Annotated in this window: 16 protein-coding genes; 10 read left to right on the top strand and 6 right to left on the bottom strand. The window is 57.1% G+C overall.

Going from position 1 to position 17724, the window contains the following annotated elements; genetic code table 11:
* Positions 1-92 precede the first annotated feature (92 nt).
* On the top strand, positions 93-743 hold the full coding sequence (locus JT718_RS08525; RefSeq protein ID WP_205501805.1) for a porin family protein: 651 nt from the start codon (positions 93-95) through the stop codon (positions 741-743).
* A 168-nt stretch (positions 744-911) separates the two neighbouring features.
* Here the strand turns inward: JT718_RS08525 and JT718_RS08520 are convergent, their stop codons facing one another.
* From JT718_RS08520 to pnuC, 5 genes are all read right to left on the bottom strand, one after another.
* A complete protein-coding gene (locus JT718_RS08520; protein WP_205501804.1) occupies positions 912-1793 on the bottom strand; it encodes an aldose 1-epimerase family protein in 882 nt (293 codons plus the stop codon).
* A gap of 15 nt (positions 1794-1808) precedes the next feature.
* Positions 1809-2324: an AAA family ATPase gene (locus JT718_RS08515; RefSeq protein ID WP_205501803.1), complete on the bottom strand. Its 516-nt coding sequence runs from the start codon at positions 2322-2324 to the stop codon at positions 1809-1811.
* A 99-nt stretch (positions 2325-2423) separates the two neighbouring features.
* Positions 2424-3176 carry a DUF2490 domain-containing protein gene (locus JT718_RS08510; RefSeq protein WP_205501802.1) on the bottom strand — a complete coding sequence of 251 codons (753 nt, stop codon included), beginning with the start codon at positions 3174-3176 and terminating at the stop codon, positions 2424-2426.
* Positions 3177-3419: 243 nt separating this feature from the next.
* The gene (locus JT718_RS08505) at positions 3420-4220 is read right to left on the bottom strand and encodes a phosphatase PAP2 family protein (protein ID WP_205501801.1); all 801 of its coding nucleotides are present in this window, start codon (positions 4218-4220) and stop codon (positions 3420-3422) included.
* A 359-nt stretch (positions 4221-4579) separates the two neighbouring features.
* On the bottom strand, positions 4580-5191 hold the full coding sequence (gene pnuC / locus JT718_RS08500) for a nicotinamide riboside transporter PnuC (RefSeq protein WP_205501800.1): 612 nt from the start codon (positions 5189-5191) through the stop codon (positions 4580-4582).
* 155 nt (positions 5192-5346) lie between these two features.
* Here pnuC and JT718_RS08495 point away from each other — a divergent pair, with 155 nt between their 5' ends.
* The 9 genes from JT718_RS08495 (at position 5347) to JT718_RS08455 (ending at position 17233) form a co-directional block, all read left to right on the top strand.
* Positions 5347-5667 carry a rhodanese-like domain-containing protein gene (locus JT718_RS08495; protein ID WP_205501799.1) on the top strand — a complete coding sequence of 107 codons (321 nt, stop codon included), beginning with the start codon at positions 5347-5349 and terminating at the stop codon, positions 5665-5667.
* Between the two features lie 957 nt (positions 5668-6624).
* A complete protein-coding gene (gene guaB / locus JT718_RS08490) occupies positions 6625-8094 on the top strand; it encodes an IMP dehydrogenase (RefSeq protein WP_205501798.1) in 1470 nt (489 codons plus the stop codon).
* A gap of 648 nt (positions 8095-8742) precedes the next feature.
* The gene (locus tag JT718_RS08485; RefSeq protein WP_205501797.1) at positions 8743-10809 is read left to right on the top strand and encodes a PP2C family protein-serine/threonine phosphatase; all 2067 of its coding nucleotides are present in this window, start codon (positions 8743-8745) and stop codon (positions 10807-10809) included.
* Positions 10810-10829: 20 nt separating this feature from the next.
* Positions 10830-11168, top strand: a complete 339-nt coding sequence (locus JT718_RS08480; RefSeq protein WP_062544051.1) for an STAS domain-containing protein — start codon at positions 10830-10832, stop codon at positions 11166-11168.
* Positions 11161-11571 (top strand): ATP-binding protein, encoded by a 411-nt coding sequence (locus JT718_RS08475; protein WP_205501796.1) that lies wholly within the window; start codon positions 11161-11163, stop codon positions 11569-11571. Before JT718_RS08480 ends, JT718_RS08475 begins: the two co-directional genes overlap by 8 nt.
* Before the next feature lie 214 nt (positions 11572-11785).
* Positions 11786-14068: a peptidylprolyl isomerase gene (locus tag JT718_RS08470; RefSeq protein WP_205501795.1), complete on the top strand. Its 2283-nt coding sequence runs from the start codon at positions 11786-11788 to the stop codon at positions 14066-14068.
* A gap of 112 nt (positions 14069-14180) precedes the next feature.
* Complete coding sequence (locus JT718_RS08465) at positions 14181-15533, top strand: peptidylprolyl isomerase (RefSeq protein WP_205501794.1); 1353 nt, start codon at positions 14181-14183, stop codon at positions 15531-15533.
* An 11-nt stretch (positions 15534-15544) separates the two neighbouring features.
* Positions 15545-16510 (top strand): AAA family ATPase, encoded by a 966-nt coding sequence (locus JT718_RS08460; RefSeq protein ID WP_205501793.1) that lies wholly within the window; start codon positions 15545-15547, stop codon positions 16508-16510.
* Between the two features lie 294 nt (positions 16511-16804).
* Positions 16805-17233 (top strand): hypothetical protein, encoded by a 429-nt coding sequence (locus tag JT718_RS08455; RefSeq protein ID WP_205501792.1) that lies wholly within the window; start codon positions 16805-16807, stop codon positions 17231-17233.
* A 105-nt stretch (positions 17234-17338) separates the two neighbouring features.
* Here the strand turns inward: JT718_RS08455 and JT718_RS08450 are convergent, their stop codons facing one another.
* Complete coding sequence (locus tag JT718_RS08450) at positions 17339-17716, bottom strand: hypothetical protein (RefSeq protein ID WP_205501791.1); 378 nt, start codon at positions 17714-17716, stop codon at positions 17339-17341.
* Between the last annotated feature and the right edge of the window lie 8 nt (positions 17717-17724).

Here is a 17724-nt window from a genome sequence, read left to right as displayed (position 1 = left end):
TTCCAGAAGAATACAATGCCGCCGCTCCCCTGGCCAGCAACCCAGAGACAGCCTGTGCAACTGGTTTGCGTGCTCCGTACGTATTTTGCCCTATGAAGCACTACGTCGCGCTATTGGTCCTCTTGCTGGTTTCGCTCAGCACCTGGGCGCAACACCCCCGCCCCCTGAAAGCGGCCCTTGGGCTGCAGGCAGGCCCTGCCTACACCCATTTACGGGGCAACCCAACCGCCAATGCCCTGGCGGCCGATCTCAGGTTTGCCGGGGGCTTGTTCTTCAGGCATAGGGTAAAAAAGGCATTTGCCAGAATTGAGGTGCTTTATGAGAACAAGGGCTCTAAGGAAGAAGGTGCCTCACTGCACTACGATGACCGCGGCGAGGTTACCGGGCAAACCGCCTACACCCTGCGGCAGCATTTCCACTATCTCACCGTTCCGGTTATGGTGGAGTTTCCGGTAGCCAAGACCGGACTGCACGTGGCCCTGGGCCCTTACCTGGGCTTTCTACTGAAGCAAGACCTAGAGGCGTATGATGAAAATCTAGAATTTACGGCTTTCTACCGCAGGTTAGACGCGGGGCTCACCGGAGGAGTTGCCTACTATCATACCCTCACGCCCACGCTGCTCATGAGGGCAGAGGTCAGGCACAATGCCGGGCTGCGGAACATTTCTGAGGATACCACCCCTGAAAGCGTTCTTAAAACCAGTTCCACCAACTTGTTCCTGGGAGTAAGCTACCGCTGGTAACTCTGTCCAGAGGCTTGCTGCACCAACCCCGGCCCAGCCAGAGCGGCGTTTCAGCCCTGTTTCTGCGAAAAAAGCCCCGAAACGGTTTTCAGGTGCCCCCCAAACCGGCAACACCCCAAGGGCCCCCGGTAGGGCAGGCGCTCTTCCTGAAACCAGGTCTCCAACAGCCTACCCGATGGTGATGGTGTAACTTGCCTCAAACGTTTCGCCGCTGCCCAAAGACTGCATGCCTTCTTTCTCGCTCAGTTCAACGGGGCCGCCCATGCTGCCGGCCACGCCGTACCAGGGCTCAATGCACAGGAACGGGGCTCCCACGCGCTTGGTCCAGATGCCCAGGTACGGGAAGTTGGGGAACGTCATCTGCACAAAGTGCGGGTGGCGGTCGGTTTTGAGGGTGACCCGTTCTGAGCGGAAGCCTTTGAACACCAGGGCATCTTTCTGGTAGTGCTCATAGCGCAGCGGCAGGCGGGCCATGTTGTCCAGCACCGGCTCGGTTTCGCCGTTCTGCAGCCCGGTGCCGTCTTCCAGCAGGTAGCGCGCCAGGGTCTCGGGCTGGGAGAACTCCAGGTAGTAGTCCTCAAAAGAGTCGTCGGGCAGCAGGGGCACGTTGAACGCGGGGTGCGCGCCAATGGAGAACAGCATCTCGCCCGGCCCGGTGTGCTCCACCTGCCACGTTACGGCCAGGGTCTGGTCCCGCAGGGTGTAGGCAATGCGCAGGGCAAACGCAAACGGGTAAATCTTTCTGGTCTGGGCAGAATCCCGCAGTTCAAACACCAGGTGGTCTTTACTCTCCTGGATCAGCTCAAATTCCTGGTCCCGTGCAAACCCGTGCTGCGGCAGTGCGTAGGTTTGCCCCTGGTGCAGGTACTGGTCTTGCGGCAAGCGCCCCACAATAGGGAACAGCACCGGGGCGTGGCGGTTCCAGAACTCGGGGTGGGCTTGCCAGAGGTACTCGCGGTTACCGTCTTTCTTCAGGAAGCTGCACAGTTCGGCGCCCGCGCTTTTCACGCCCACGCGCACGTATTCGTTTTCCAGATAGGCTGTTTTCATATGTCTGGGTTGGGGTTAAGGGTGGAGCACCTGTGCCACGGCCCCAATGGCGTGCCGAAGCCGCTCATCGGCAGAGCCGAAAATCTCTACGAAGGGCGCGCCCATCAGTTCCAGTTCGCGCTTGTACCAGTCATAGAAGAACTGCCGCAGGTGCGGGTGCTCGCGCTGCGGGTCTGGCTGCCAGGGCAGGTCTATGCCCATGAGCAGGTACAGGTCTACCTGCTGCCGGCGCAGCTGCTGCTGAATGAACGGCGCGCACTCGTCATAGGCGTGCTCTGACCAGATCTTGAGCACCAGCATCTCGGTGTCCAGGAAGAGCAGCGGCGCGCCTTTCTTTTCCTCGGCCTGCCAGAGGGCCAGCTGCCCACGGGCGATGGCCTCCAGGTCGGGGGCCTGGTAGGGGCGGCCCAGGCTTTCCAGGTAGGTGCGGGCGTACTCGGGCACCCAGGCCCCGCCGAAGTGGTGCGCCAGCTGTGCCGCCAGGGTAGATTTGCCTGTGCTCTCGGGTCCGGTAATGGCTATCTTTATCAAGGGACTTGGGGTAAAAGGCAGTTGGTTTTGGGCCTGTTTTCTAGAAAACGGACCCAAAACCAAAAAGATGGAAAGAAACGCCCGAGACCGGGCGCGGGGTTACTGCGCCGTGGTGGTTTTCTTCCTGAAGTCCAGGTTATAGGTGAGGCCCACTTGCAGGGTGTGGTTGTTCTCAAACCAAACGCCGTTACGCTGGGCCACGTGCTGGTGCAGGTACCCCACCTCCAGGCTGGCATCTGGGTGAAACCGGTAGCCCACGGCGGCATAGGCGCGGTTCTGGTCAAAAATGTTGTTGGTTACGTTGGGCCCGAAGTTCACGAACACCTCGTCATAGAGCCCCAGGTAAAATTCTTTGTCGTCTAGGGTGGTGCCCTGCAGCGGAATGTTGGCCCTGAACTGATAGCGTACCCGGTTGAGGTAGGTGTACTGGTCTGCGCCGGCAAACTTCACCCACCGCTGCTCCAGCCGGAAACGGTGCACCAGCCCGAAGATGCCCTGCTGGTCTTTCAACTGCAACTGCTGGTAAATGCGGTGCTCGGGGAAATCGTCGGCCGCGGGGTTGTCGCCGTAGGGGTAGGTGTGCACGTAGGCGTAGCCGCCCGCCACGGAGGCGCGGTCTGAGAGGTTGTACACCAGGGCCACGCGGGGCATGAACTGCTGCGGCTCTGTGAGCACTTTGTACCGGCGTAGCTGGAACTCGGTGTGGAGGCCCCATCTGTCAGAGAGCTTGTGGGTACCGAAGTACATGAACCAGCCGTTGTAATTGGTGTCATGGCGGCGGTTGTTCTGGGCAACAGCCTCTGGCAGGGAAAGTCCCAGCGCCAGCAGGCACAGCAGGAGGAGTTTTTTCATAGCACTACGCGTATTGAAGGGCAGTCCGCAGGGGAGTGCTGCCCGGGTGGAGGTGCAAATCAACGGCTAAAACAGGGTAGCCGCCAAACCAATCGGCCGTTTTTGGGCTCTTTCCCGGAAAAGTACCCCAAAACGGCCTGGTCGTTCTTTGTAAAAACAAAACCCGCAGCCTGGCTGCGGGCTTGGGATGGACAGCGGGCGCCGGGGAAAGCAGGGCAAACGACCCACCCGGCGGTAGTGCCCCTATTCGGCGTACGCCTTGGAGTACAGGGGGTTCTTTTTGCGGTTGCGGTAGTCGTCCAGGTTCATTCTCAGGGCAAAGCCCGGCACCCCGTACAGGTACGTGGGGGAAACCTGCACAATTGACGGCTTGCGGCCCCACCGGTTGCGGTGCGACAGGTAGGCCAGGTGCGAGGACAGCATGCCAATACCGGCGCCCACAAACACATCAGACTGCCAGTGCTTGTTGTTGAGCATCCGGAACGCGCCCACGCTGGTGGCTATGGTGTAGGCCCCTATGCCGTACCAGGGGCTCTTGTGCTTGAGTTCTGAGTTAAGGATGGAGGCCGCCAGGAAAGCCTGCGCCGTGTGCCCCGAGGGCATGGATTCACGGTTCTCGCCGTTGGGCCGCTCCAGGTTGGAGACTTGCTTGATCCCGAACACCGTAAGTCCGAAAATGGCCTCGGCCTTCAAAATCAGGATGGTGGTGTTCAAAAAGTCGTTGTTGGACTTCACGTTGAAGAGGTTGGCGGCCGCCAGCTCTACGTACGGCGCAATAAGCAAGGCATCGTCTACCCTGGTCCTGAAGTTGGGGAAGTGCTTCTGAATGTCGCGCTGGGCGTCATAGCTGCTGTAAATGCCGTTGTCTTTAATGGTGCTCAGGCCATACGCAATCAAGATGGAGGGGATGATGGTAGCCCTGAAGGCTTTTGATTTGAAGAAAGGAGCCTTGGGGGTACCCTGCGCCGGATCCTGATATTTTTTCAAGGTGTCGGTGACCAGCGGGTCTTGGTACTTTTTGAGGGTGTCGGCCTCCTGTGCCATCAGCTCCTGGCCTGACAAGCTTATGCAAAAGGTAAGCGCAAGCCAAATACGTACAATGTTTTTCATAGTCTGTGCTTGAGTAAGAAGGTAATCTTCTGCTTAATCGTTATAAAAAATGAAAGGGTTACCCGGGGCGCCCACTTTTTTTGCGCCTCCCCCCTCAGGCAGGCTCTTACGGCGCTCATGCCCGGTCATCCCCAAACCGCCGGCTGGCTGCCAGCCTGGTTTGGATAATACCGGTACCTGGGCGCCCCTCTCCTTCTTACTCAAACTTTCACTTACCAGTTATTCTTTTGGGGCTCTTTTCTTAAAACCTCCGCAAAAACCCCTGGGCCGGGTATTGCCGATGGCTTTACCGGTCAGGCCGCCTGTTGAACCGGCTCCTGGGGCAGGCTCTTCTTCCAGTCCAGGTAACCCCACCACGCCAGGGCCAGGTAGAGGAAGTAAAGTACCGCGGTAAGGTACAGCTCCTTGTACAGGTACATGGGCACATAGACGGCATCCACGGCAATCCAGACCAGCCAATTCTCCAGCTTTTTGCGGCTCATGAGCCACTGGGCGCCCAGGCTCACGGCGGTGGTGCCCGCGTCCCAGTAGGCCAGGTCGGCATCGGTGTGGAGGCGCAGGTAGGTTCCCAGGCCCAGGGTGAACACCGGCACAAACAAGAGTAGCCAGACCCACTGTCTGGGGGTCATCCGGGAGACGGGCCGCTCTGCCCGCTGCCTCCCTTTGTGCAGCCACATGTACCAGCCGTAAAAGTTGAGCCCGGCAAACATGACCTGCAGGCCCATGTCGGCGTAGAGGCGGGCATCGTAGAAAATGATGATGTACAAGGTCACGCTGATGAGCGCGATGGGAAAGGTCCAAATGTTCTGCTTGGCCGCCAGCCACACGCAGAGAAAGCCGGTGATGACGCCCACCACCTCAGTGACGGTGGCCAGTTCCCATTGGTTGGGGGAAAGAAAATCCATAGCAAATGCTTTCGCCTTTCCGGTTTGGGGCTGCTTTTCAGAAAACGGCCCCAAACCGGAAAGCAGGTGTAAAGGCCACAAAAATAGAGGCATCTGGCCAGGTTGTGCCCCCGTCACCCCGTTTAGGGCAAAATATTTTAGGCTATCTTTGCCCCATGCTACCCGAGATCACGCCCCAACAACTGAAAGAACGCCTGGACCAGCAGGAGCCGCTGCAACTCATTGACGTGCGCGAACCGCAGGAGTGGGCCATCTGTAACCTGGGTGGTCAGCTCATTCCGCTGGCGGAACTTCCTAAGCAAGCCTCCAACCTGGACAAAGACAAGACCACGGTGCTCATCTGCCACCACGGTTTCAGAAGCGCGCAGGCCCTGCTGTTCCTGCAGCAACGCCACGGCTTCACGAACCTGCTCAACCTCAAAGGCGGCGTGCACGCCTGGGCCCAGGAAGTAGACCCGGCCTTTCCGGTGTATTGATTCAGGCCTGTTTTAAGGCCGATTTTCTGGAAATAGGCTAGAAACGGACTTAGCGCAGACACTCGCATGTTAAAGTCCTGAGTCTTGAGTGCTGAGTCCTGAGTGGGGAATGGGTTTTTAGGTTTACTTAGGAAAAAGGGTAGAAACGTAACTGAACCCACCCCTACCCCTCCCAGGAGGGGAATTACGCCTTTGTAGAGGTAGAACTCCCAATAAGCCGCAGCAGTTACTCCCGTGTCATAGTGGGCAATGTTGCAGAGATAAGGCAGTGCCTGGTCTCTACGGGTTCTCCTTACCTCTTTTGCAACTTTCCCTTTTTCTAGTCTTCCTTGAGCGCGCCTCGCTTTTGTGCCCTGGACAGAAAGAGGCCAAGCGCAAAAGGCCGTGCAGGCTGAAAGGGCAGTGCCGAAGAAGAGGATGGGGACCCGCAGCTAGAAGCATTTACATTAAAAAGGCACGGAAGTAAATCCGCGCCATAGAGGCAGAGGAGTAGACCTCACAGGTTTTGAAAACCTGTGAGGTCTGGCGTGCTGAAACAACATCGCTGCTATGCAAGTCCACAGTTGGAAGATTCCGATTCCAGTCTTTGGCTCGAGCGCCTCGCTTGTGGCTCCTGAAGAACAGAAGCCAAGAGCAGACTACAGGCGTGGGCCGCAAGGGCAGTGCGAGGGGCAAAGGCGGGGCCCCGCGGCCGTGAGCGCTTATCAGAAAAGATAAAACAACCCAGCCCATAAGTTCATAGAAAAGCGGATCCACGCCCGCATAAAGCCAAACTAGCAACCACAAAACCGCCACCAAGCCCGCAAAACACCCCAAACGCCCCGCCGGTTTTCAGCCAGAATTCCCTAAGATATCCTCAAAACCAGATCAGCCCCAAAAGAAACTTTTCCTGCAAATACTAGGATATTCAACTTTTCCCTTAACTTTACGTGGCAAATACCATATACGCTATTTGCCATGCAGTCTCACGCTCCCAATCTGTTGTTCGAAGCGCTTACCTACGACGACGTTCTTCTCCTACCCGCTTACTCTGAGGTACTTCCCAAAGACACCAATACTTCCACCCAACTCACGCGGAACATCCGGGTGAACATTCCGCTTATCTCGGCGGCCATGGACACCGTGACCGAGGCCGACATGGCCATTGCCATGGCGCAGGAGGGCGGCATTGGGTTCATCCACAAGAACATGAGCATCCGGCAGCAAGCCGAGCAGGTGCGCAAGGTGAAACGCTCTGAGAGCGGCATGATCCTGGACCCGGTGACCCTGGACGAGCACGCCACCCTGGGCGATGCCGTGCAGATCATGAAGGAACACAAGATCGGGGGTATCCCGGTGGTCAACGACCAGAAAAAACTGGTGGGCATCATCACCAACCGCGACCTTCGGTTCGAGAAAAACTACGCCGTGAAAGTGTCTGAGATCATGACCAAAGACCGGCTGGTCACCGCCCCCAAAGGCATTGAGCTGGACAAAGCCGAAGACATCCTGCAGGAGTACAAGATTGAGAAGCTACCCGTGGTAGACGACAACGGCGTGCTGGTGGGCCTCATCACGTACAAAGACATTCTCAAGCGCAAGCACCGCCCCTACGCCTGCAAAGACGAGTTCGGGCGTTTGCGCGTGGGCGCAGCCGTGGGCGTCACCCCAGACGTGCTGGACCGCGTGGGTGCCCTGGTGGAAGCCGGCGTAGACGTGATCAGCGTAGACACCGCCCACGGACACTCTAAAGGCGTAATGGACGCGGTGCGTCGTATCAAAGACGCGTTTCCCAACGTGGACCTGATTGCCGGCAACGTGGCTACCGCCGAAGGGGCCCGTGCCCTGGCCGATGCCGGTGCCGATGCCGTGAAAGTGGGCGTGGGTCCGGGTTCTATCTGTACCACCCGCATCATTGCCGGTATTGGCGTACCGCAGCTCTCGGCCGTAATTGAAGCCGTGAAAGGCCTGGAAGGCACGGGCGTACCGGTCATTGCCGACGGCGGTATCAAATTCTCCGGTGACGTGGTGAAAGCCATTGCCGGCGGTGCCAGCACCATCATGATCGGTTCCCTTTTGGCAGGTACTGAGGAAGCCCCCGGCGACATGCAGATCTACGAAGGCCGTAAGTTCAAGACCTACCGCGGCATGGGCTCCATTGAGGCCATGGGCGAAGGCTCCAAAGACCGTTACTTCCAGGATGCCGAGGACGATGTGAAAAAGCTGGTGCCCGAAGGCATTGTGGGCCGCGTGCCGTACAAAGGCCTGGCCGGTGAGGTGCTGTACCAACTGGTGGGCGGTTTAAAAGCCGGTATGGGCTACTGCGGTGCCCCCGACATTGACACCCTGAAGAAAGCCAAAATGGTGAAAATCACCGGGGCCGGCCTGCGCGAAAGCCATCCGCACGACGTACAGATCACCCGCGAGGCCCCTAACTACAGCCGCTAACCACAACTCCGAGGGCTTGGCGCTCTTATTCTATTAACGCCGCCCGGAGTTTTCTTGTAGGCTACTGGCGCAAGCGCAGGTTGGCACCAACGGTTTAGGGCTGCTTTTCAGGAAACGGCCCTAAATCAGAAGCTTGCTTGCCTAAAAGGCACAAGCGGCCCCTTACGCCAAAGAAAAACTTCTGCCATCACGCCAGGCTAAGAAACCTGAACAGGTTATTTAAAAGCTCTGCCCAAACCAGTTTTGGGCAGAGCTTTTTAGTTGGCTGGCAGGCCGCAGACCAGAGGATTTTTCTCAACCGCGCCAATCGGTGGCTTTCTGGTTTCAGGCCCTTTTCCGGAAAAACAAGCCGAAAACTACAACGGGCGAATGACCAGATTACTTTCCTGCCCAGGAACAGAGAACAGGCATAGGTCGGGGCTGATTATTGGTTCAGGCCAGGCGCCCCGTTCGTAGCGCTTTCAGGGTCTGCGGGTTAGCAACTGGGTCACGCCGCCGCTCCGTATTTACCCTCATTCGCCGCGCAGGGAACGGGCCGCCTGATTCTGCGGCGGCGTGAAGAACATAACTTTTTTTTAGTTACTTTTAGAAAATTCTCGTATTCTCCCAAATCTGACACTTAAACCACTTCAGCAGGCAACAGCACCAATGCCCCAAGACACCACCATAAAACGGCTAACCCTTATTTCCGGAAGCGTAAGCTGGGTGCTGCTCTTGGTGAACGTGGTGCTTTTGGCCCGCCAGGGGCATACCGGCGAAGCCAACGCGGCTTTCCCGTACCTCAACAACCTGCTGTCGGTTATTTATATTCTTTCTGTTTTCCTGCACCAGCGGTGCAAGATTCCGGTGCAGCGCAACGCCGAGTTCACGGCCCCGCTCTGGAACCTCTTTGTCAAAGGGGGCATGGGCGCCTACGTGTGCATGTTGCTGTACATAGGGTACCCCGGCCTTAACCAGCAATGGGTCAACAGCCCGTACCTGCTGGACATCTTCTACCAGATCCTGTTCGGGTTTCTGGTCTATTTTCTGGGAAAAGCCTTCTATACGTGGCGGCAGTTTATCCTGTACCACAAAACCAAAGACTTACAGGCTCAGTGGAAGTGGTTTGAGCTGCTGATCTATCTTTCCTTGTTGGTGCCCCTGCTGGATGTTGCCTACATGGAGTACATTTTCCTCATTCTGGACCTGGCCCTGCTCCTGGGCTACAGCCTTTACATGAGCGTGCACCTTAGGTGGGTGGCCTACCTGAACCTGGACAAAAAGTGGGGCAGCATTTTCCTGCTTACGGCCATTCTGCTGTCGGGGGCCTTGTTTGTCTTCTTTGTGTTCCGCTACGCGGATTCGGCTGAACTGGTGGTAGACTACACAGACAACCCGTTCATCTTGCTCACCCTGGGGTTTGTGCTCTTCTATGCCTTTGCCTCGTTGCTGGTGGCCCTGTTCAGCTTGCCTACTTCCAAAGTATTTGAGCAGAAAAACGCCGATCTGCTGAGTTTCCAGCGCCTGAGCCACTCCATCCAGCAGGGGCAGAGCGAGGAAGAGGTGTACAAACTGCTGTTTGAGAGCGCCACCAAGGCCACCGGCGCCGTTGCCGGGTGGCTGGAGATTGCCGAGAAAGCGAAGCCCGTGGGAGACATTGTCCCCGAGGAGGTCGTGCAGGACATGGTCAAGGCCCTTGTGAAGGCCGTGCATGACCAGGACCAGACCACCCGTAACAACGTCTACGTCAACGGCGACCTCCACCTCAACCCAGAGTTCAGGGCTTTGGACAGCCCGTTCAACTCATTGCTGGTGGTGCCGCTCACCTCGGCCAAGCACCGGTACGGCTACCTGTACCTGCTGCTGGAAGTGGAGCAGGGCTTTGACCCAGACACCATCAGCGTGGTGCAGTCGTTTGCCAACCAGACCGTGCTCACCATTGACAACCTGCGGCTCATGCAGGAGTCTATCCAGAACGAGCGCTACAAAGAAGAGCTCAAGATTGCCAGCCTGGTGCAGGACCGGCTCAACCCCAAGACCTTCCCCACCGACACCTGGTTTGAGATCAGCACCTACTCGCAGGCGGCCAAGGAAGTGGGCGGTGACTTCTATGATTACCTGCAGCTGAGCGAGTCGCGCATTGCCATCATCATTGGTGACGTGTCGGGCAAGGGGATCTCGGCGGCCTTTCACATGGCCCAGATGAAGGGCATCTTTCACGGGCTCATGCAGCAGGACCTGCTGCCCGACGAGTTCATGGTGCAGGCCAACAGCGCCCTGAGCCGCTGCCTGGAGCGCACCTCCTTCATCACCTCGGCGCTGTACATCATTGACTACAAGATGCAGGGCGTGTCGTTTGCCCGGGCGGGCCATTGCCACACCCTCTACTACAACTCTATGATGGAAGATACGTTCTATTTCCAGACAGAGGGCCTGGGGCTGGGCATCATCAGGGACGCCTCGTACGCCAAGCGCATCCACCGGCTGCACTATGACTACAACCCCGGCGACGTGATGGTCATCTACACCGATGGCATTGTGGAGGCCCGGAACGCCCGGCAGGATGAGTACGGCGAGGAACGGCTCAAGTACATGCTCTCCCAGACCTACCACCTGGAGGCCGAGGACATCAAGAGTGCCATCATCAATGACGTGGACGCCTTCAGCAACGGCACCCTGCATGATGACCAGACCTTACTCGTGATCAAGTTCAAACACCGTCAACCTAACAATTAGATGATTCGTAAAGAAGCACGATGAAAATAAAACATACTATCACCGACAATACCATCACCATCAGCCTGGATGGTGAGCTGGATGCCAGTTCTTCTGTACTGTTAGACGAGGAGCTCTCTAACCCCAGCATCATGATGTTTGGCAAGATCTTGGTTGACTGCAAGAACCTCAACTACATTTCCTCTGCCGGCCTGGGCGTGTTCATCTCGCACCTGCAACGCTTTGAAGATGCGCAGATCAAGCTCATCTTCTTCAACATGCAGGAGAAAGTGCGCAACGTGTTTGAGATACTGGGACTGGACTTGCTCATGACCATCGTCTCTTCGTATGAAGAAGCTGTGACCATAGCCAATGACTAACAAGATCCGGGTCAGTTGTGACAGGAAGAACCTCAAAACTATCCGCGCGTTTGTGACGGATACCCTTAAGCCTGTCCATTTGTCTGAGATCACGTTAAACCAGATTATTTTGGCCGTGGACGAGATCTGCGCCAACCTGATCATCCACTCCAACCACGAAGACAGCCGCAAGAACCTTTGCCTTACCATTCACTATGACTCCAGGGAGATCATCTTTGAACTGCAGGACAACGGCACCCCGTTTGAGAAGGCCAACTACAAAGAGCCCAACATCCATGACAACATCCGGACGGGGAAGAAAGGGGGCGTGGGCGTGGCCCTGGTGAACCGTATCATGGACAAAGTAGAGTACAGCGTGAACGGCTCCACCAACATCTGCCGTTTGCACAAATACATTGGGTAACCCACCCCGTAATTTTTTGACCCTTTGCACAATAAATTCCGTTTTGGGGCTGTTTTGAGCAAAAGGTGCCAGAAACGGGGTGGGTTTTCTCCGCTCCCCCCTCCCTGGCACTATGTTTTTCAATAGTAGCCCATTCTCTCCAAAAAAATGAGTAAAATTGCGTAATGTTAGGGAAGCCCTGCGCGCCCCTTCCTGTTGCATTTTGCTGATACCTATGCGAGTTTCCTCTTTGTATGTGGGCCTAGGCGCCCTGCTCCTCTTCCAATGCACTTCTCCCAAGAAGTCTGCTGAACCTGCCCTGCTGACCATTGGCCCCGAAAGGGTCCCCGTCTCTGAGTTTGCCTACGTGTATGAGAAGAACAACGGCTCAGCAGACAGCGCGTACACCAGCGCCAACGTTAACGAGTACCTCAACCTCTACACCAACTTCAAGCTGAAGGTGGCCGAGGCCAAAAGCCGGGGGCTTGACACCACCCAGGCCTTTAAGAGCGAGCTGAACGGCTACAAAGAGCAACTGGCGCAACCCTACCTCACGGAGAAAAGCGTCACCGACCAACTGGTGCGCGAGGCTTACGAGCGCCTCAAGAAAGAGGTAAACGCCACCCACCTCCTGATCACGGTAGACCCCGAGGCAGACCCCAAAGACACCCTGGCCGCCTACCAGAAAATCACCGACCTGCGGCAGCAGGCGCTGAGCGGCACCTCGTTTGAGGCCCTGGCCCAGCGGTTCTCAGAAGACCCCTCGGCCCGCGAGAACGGCGGCAACCTGGGCTACTTCACGGCGCTGCAGATGGTGTACCCGTTTGAGAACGCCGCCTACAACACCCCGGTGGGGCAAATCTCAGAGCCGGTAAGAACGCGCTTTGGGTACCACATCATCAAGGTGAACGACGTGCGCCCGGCCCAGGGCGAGATCAAGGTGGCGCACATCATGGTGCGGGCACAACAGGGCCTGCCCAAGGCCGACTCCGTGGCCGCCAAGAAAAAGATTGACGAGATCTACAGCCGCGTGCAGCGCAAGGAAGACTGGAACAAGCTGGCCTCGCAGTTCTCTGAGGATGCCGCCTCGGCCGAGAACGGCGGCGAACTGCCGTGGTTTGGCACCGGCCGCATGATTCCTTCCTTTGAGGAGGCCGCCTTCACGCTGGCCAAGCCGGGCGCCATCTCGGCCCCCATCCAGACGCCGTATGGCTGGCACATTATCAAACTCCTGGAGCGCAAGGAACTGCCCACCTATGAAGAAATGGAGACTTCGCTGCGCAACCGCATTGCCAAAGACTCCCGCTCAGAGCTGAACAAGGCCGCGTTCCTGCGCCGCATCAAAACCGAGAACAAGTTCCAGGAAAACCAGAACATCAAGGAAGCCACCCTGCGCCTGGCCGACTCTACCCTGCTGGCCGGCAAATGGAAATTCAATGTGCCCGCTGAGCCCAAGAACCTGCCTTCTGCCACGCTTTTCAGCATTAACGGGCAGCCGTTTACCGTAGGGGCTTTTGCCACCTACATTGAGGCCAACCAGCGTCCGCGCCAGAACGCCTCTGCGACCCACGCCATGAACCTGCTCTACGACAAGTTTGTGGAGACCAGCCTGCTCAACTATGAGCGCGAACACCTGGCCGAAAAGCACCAGGATTACCGCATGCTGGTGAACGAGTATCACGACGGTATCTTGCTGTTCCAGCTGATGGAGGAGAAAGTCTGGGCGAAAGCCGTGGAAGACACCGTGGGGCTGAAAGCCTTCTTTGAGGCCAACCAGGACAAGTACATGTGGGGCGAGCGGGCGCAGGCCACCATCCTGAGCGCGGCCACTCCCGCCATTTTGGAGCAAGCCCAGGCCCAGATGGCCCAGGGCAGGTTCCTGTCACAGCGCCACAAGCAGCCAGACATCACCTTCACCGCCGGCACCGACAACCTTTCTAAAGCTGCCACGGCCCAGTTAGATCAGTTGGCCGCCACCCTGCAGGCAGACACGGCCCTGGTGCTGGAGCTCACCGGCTACGCAGACACCCGCGAGGCAGCCAACAGAAAGAACGCCAACCTGGCCACCCGCCGGGCCACCGCCGTGAAGAACTATCTGCAGCAGAAAGGGGTTGACCAGGAGGCTATTCAGCTGATACCGGCTGCGGGTCGTTCAACCTCGCGCCGGGTAGCCCTAAAGGTGTACACCTCAGACCTGCAGGCCTTGGCCGAGCAACTGAACCAGAGCAACCCACTGGCCCTGCAGGTGACTTCCCGCAAGTTCCAGCGCGGCGAGAACAAAGTGCTGGACGGCGTAACCTGGAAACCGGGCACCTACACCCTTACCCAGGATGGCCGCTCCATCTGGATCAGGATTGACCAGGTAGAGGCCCCGGCCCCCAAGAAACTGAGCGAAACCCGCGGCCTGGTAATCTCTGACTACCAGAACCACCTGGAGCAGGAGTGGATCAAGGAACTCCGCCAAAAATACCCGGTGAGCGTGAACCAGCCAGAAGTACAGAAGCTTATTAAGAACTAAGCCCGGCAGAAGTTTCCTTTAGTGCAGCGCTTTGCCTAGCTTTGTCCGTTCACCACTATACTATTTTGCAAGAGAAGCGGTTCTATAGATAGCTACCGCTATACAGAATACCATGAAAGTTAAGATTTCTTTTAATTCCTTTTTTAAAACCATTCTTGCCGTTTGCGTGCTGGCTTCCTTTGCGCAACGGGCAGAAGCCCAGCAAGCTACGTTGGTAGACAACATTGTCGCCAAAGTGGGGGGGCACATCATTCTGCGCTCAGAACTGGAGTTCCAGTACGCAAACGCCGTGGGACAGGGCTACAAGTCGCCCAACCTGCGCTGCGAGATCCTGAGGTCTTTGGTGCAGAACAAACTGTTGCTGGCCCGCGCCGAGGTAGACTCTGTGATTGTGGAGGAAAGCACCATCAACGCTGAGCTGGAAGGCCGCCTGAATCAGTTTGTAGCCCAGATTGGCAGCCCAGAGCGCCTGGAGGAGTACTACAACAAACCCATGAGCGAGATCAGGAGTGATCTGCGCCGGAGCCTTACCGAGCAGCTGACCGTGCAGAAAATGGAGCGCGAGATCTCAGGCAAGATCAAAGTTACGCCCAAAGAAGTGCAGCGGTATTTCAACCGTATTCCCAAAGACAGCCTGCCTTACTTCTCCACCGAGGTGGAAGTGGGTCAGATTGTGAAGATCGCCCAGATTGGTACCGCCCAGAAGCAAGCGGCCCGCGAGCAGCTGGAAGCCATCCGCAAGCGCATTGTGGCCGGGGAAGACTTTGCCACACTGGCCCGCCAGTACTCACAAGACCCCGGCTCCGGCTCGCAGGGCGGCGAACTGGGCTTCTTCAAGAAGCGCGAACTGGTACCCGAGTACGAGGCCGCGGCCCTGAAACTGCAGCCCGGCGAGATCTCGCCGGTAACGGAGTCCATGTTCGGGTTCCACATCATCCAGTTGATTGAGCGCCGCGGCGAGGAGTACAACACCCGCCACATCCTCATCAAGCCGGCCACCGCTCAGGTAGACGTGCAGCAGACAGCGCACCTGCTGGACAGCATCCGCACCCGTATCCTGGCCGACAGCATTTCTTTTGCCAAAGCAGCCAAGGATTTCTCAGACGACATGGCCACCAAAGGAAACGGCGGCATGATCACCCTGGCCGGCAGCCCTACCACGTACATTCCGGTAGACAAGCTGGACCCCTCGGTGTTCTTCGTGATTGACACCATGAAGGTAGGCGACATCAGCGGGCCGCTCCCGTACCGCACTGAAGACGGCAAGGAAGCCATGCGCATCCTTTACCTGAAGTCAAAGACGGCGCCGCACCAGGCCAACCTGCAAGACGACTATCAGAAGATTGCCGCCGCCGCCCTGGCCGACAAACGGAACCGGGCCATTAACGAGTGGTTTGAAAAAAACAAGGATACCGTGTTTGTAGACATTGTTCCTGATTTTAAAACCTGTAGTTTAGACGACTAATCCTCCCTGCTATGCCTCCATTTGCCTCTGACAGAGAAGCCGCAGATGCGCTTCACCATGCCTACAAACGTCTGACCGACGAGATCTCCCAGACCATCATTGGCCAGGAGGAAGTGGTTAAACTGGTGCTGACTGCTGTTTTCTGTCAGGGGCATTGTCTTTTGGTGGGGGTGCCGGGCCTGGCCAAGACCCTCCTCATCCAGACCATCTCCAACTCGCTGGACCTCTCGTTCAACCGGGTGCAGTTCACCCCAGATTTGATGCCTTCTGATATTCTAGGCTCAGAAACGCTGGACCAGAACCGCCACTTCCAGTTTGTAAAAGGCCCGGTGTTCGCCAATATTGTTTTGGCCGATGAGATCAACCGTACCCCGCCCAAAACCCAGGCGGCGCTGCTGGAGGCCATGCAGGAGTACTCGGTCACCGTGGCCGGGCACCACTACAACCTGCCCCGTCCTTTCTTCGTGCTGGCCACCCAGAACCCCATTGAGCAGGAAGGCACCTATCCCCTGCCCGAGGCGCAGCTGGACCGCTTCATGTTCCATGTGGCCCTCTCCTACCCCAGCTACGAGGCCGAGCTGCAGATTGTGAAAAACACCACCGGCGACCGCCAACACACCCCGGAGGTGATCCTGCACGCCGAGGAGATCACCGCCTTCCAGCAACTGGTTCGCCGCGTGCCCGTCACCGACAACGTGGTGGATTACGCCGTAAAGCTGGTGCACAAGACCCGCCCCAACACCCCGCTGGCGGGCACCCAGACCAACCAGTATCTGGAGTGGGGCGCCGGCCCCCGGGCTTCGCAGCACCTCATCATGGGCGCCAAGTGCAACGCGCTCATCCGGGGCAAATACTCCCCCGACATTGAAGACGTGCAGGCCGTAGCCGTTCCTATCCTGCGCCACCGTCTGGTGCGCAACTTCAAAGCCGAGGCCGAGGGCATCACGGTGGAGCAAATCATCCAGGGGCTGCTCTAATTCTATTTTAGCGCTTTTTCCAGAAAACCGGCCTAAAACGCAGGCTTGCTCCTCTGGAGGTTGTCTTACTTCCATTAAGCATTCGTGCCTTTGCAGATGCTTCTGGCTTGTGCGCCGGCAGCTTTCTGGGTGAACCAATCAGGCTGGTACCTTCTGTTTGTGCCTGTTTTAGGCCGCTTTTCTCAAAAGTAGCCCCTAAACGCCTGAAGTAGGCAGAACCCAATTGCCGTTAGTGGTGTAAAAGAGGCAGCTTTGTTTATTTTTGCCCCTGATTTATCAAATCTATACCCCAACATGGAAGCAGCAGCCCTGTACGAACGCTTTGAGAACAACCTGGAAACTATCTTTTCCTACATCAAGAGAGGCCTGGATGTACGCACCACCCCTTACCACATTTCCATGCCCCTGGAGGTGAACCTGCTGTGCGATGTCCTGACCCATGCCGGTTTTCCCTGCCGGGTCACCAGGGACGGGTTTGATGCCCTGGTGGAGTTCCATGACCTGTACATGCAGGAAGGCAAGCGCGTTTCTGAGGTGATGCACAAGATTCTGGAAGACAAACGCGCCTACATGCGCACGCCAGACGGCACCGTGCTCCTGAAAGAGCAACTGATCCGGCGGTTGGAGTACTTCAATGAGATTGCCCACTCCATGGAAGTAATTGCCCGCTTACAGCAGCTAGGCAGCCCGCTGCAGTACAACTATCCTTTCCTGAACCAATAACAAAACTGGGAAATCTGGCACCCGAGTAGAAGGGTTTCCTTGTCCGGGATTACCCGCGAAGCCCCGGGGCGGCTAGAAAGTAGCCGGCCCCGGGGCTTCGTGCTTTTACGGTTTGTTATATCCCAGGATCTGCACCTTTAGTTTCTGCCCCTCCTGCGGGGGAGTTCTGAACGTGACCCAGGCTTGCTGCATGCTCTCTTTGGGGGCCAGGGGAAACAGGGCCTCGGCTTTGTCCACCTCTTTTCCCTGCTGCTGCAGCGTAATCTCCACCGACACGTTCTCGGCGGTTTGTTCACCCAGGTTCACCAGTTCCAGGCGGTACACGTTTCGGTTGAGCTTGTCTGTTTCGGCCAGTACTTCTACGCGTAGGTCGGGTGGGGTGTGTTGGTAGTGGAACGCCTTCACGCCCAGGTACCCAATCAGACCAAGAATAAGCAACACACTGGCGCCAAAGATTACCCATTCAAGCTTATTCTTCTTCATTCTGGTTC

This window comes from Rufibacter psychrotolerans (assembly GCF_016924645.1).
In the GTDB taxonomy this organism is placed as follows: domain Bacteria; phylum Bacteroidota; class Bacteroidia; order Cytophagales; family Hymenobacteraceae; genus Nibribacter; species Nibribacter psychrotolerans.
Note: the sequence above shows the minus strand (reverse complement) of the source record. Positions and strands in the feature narration are given on the sequence as shown.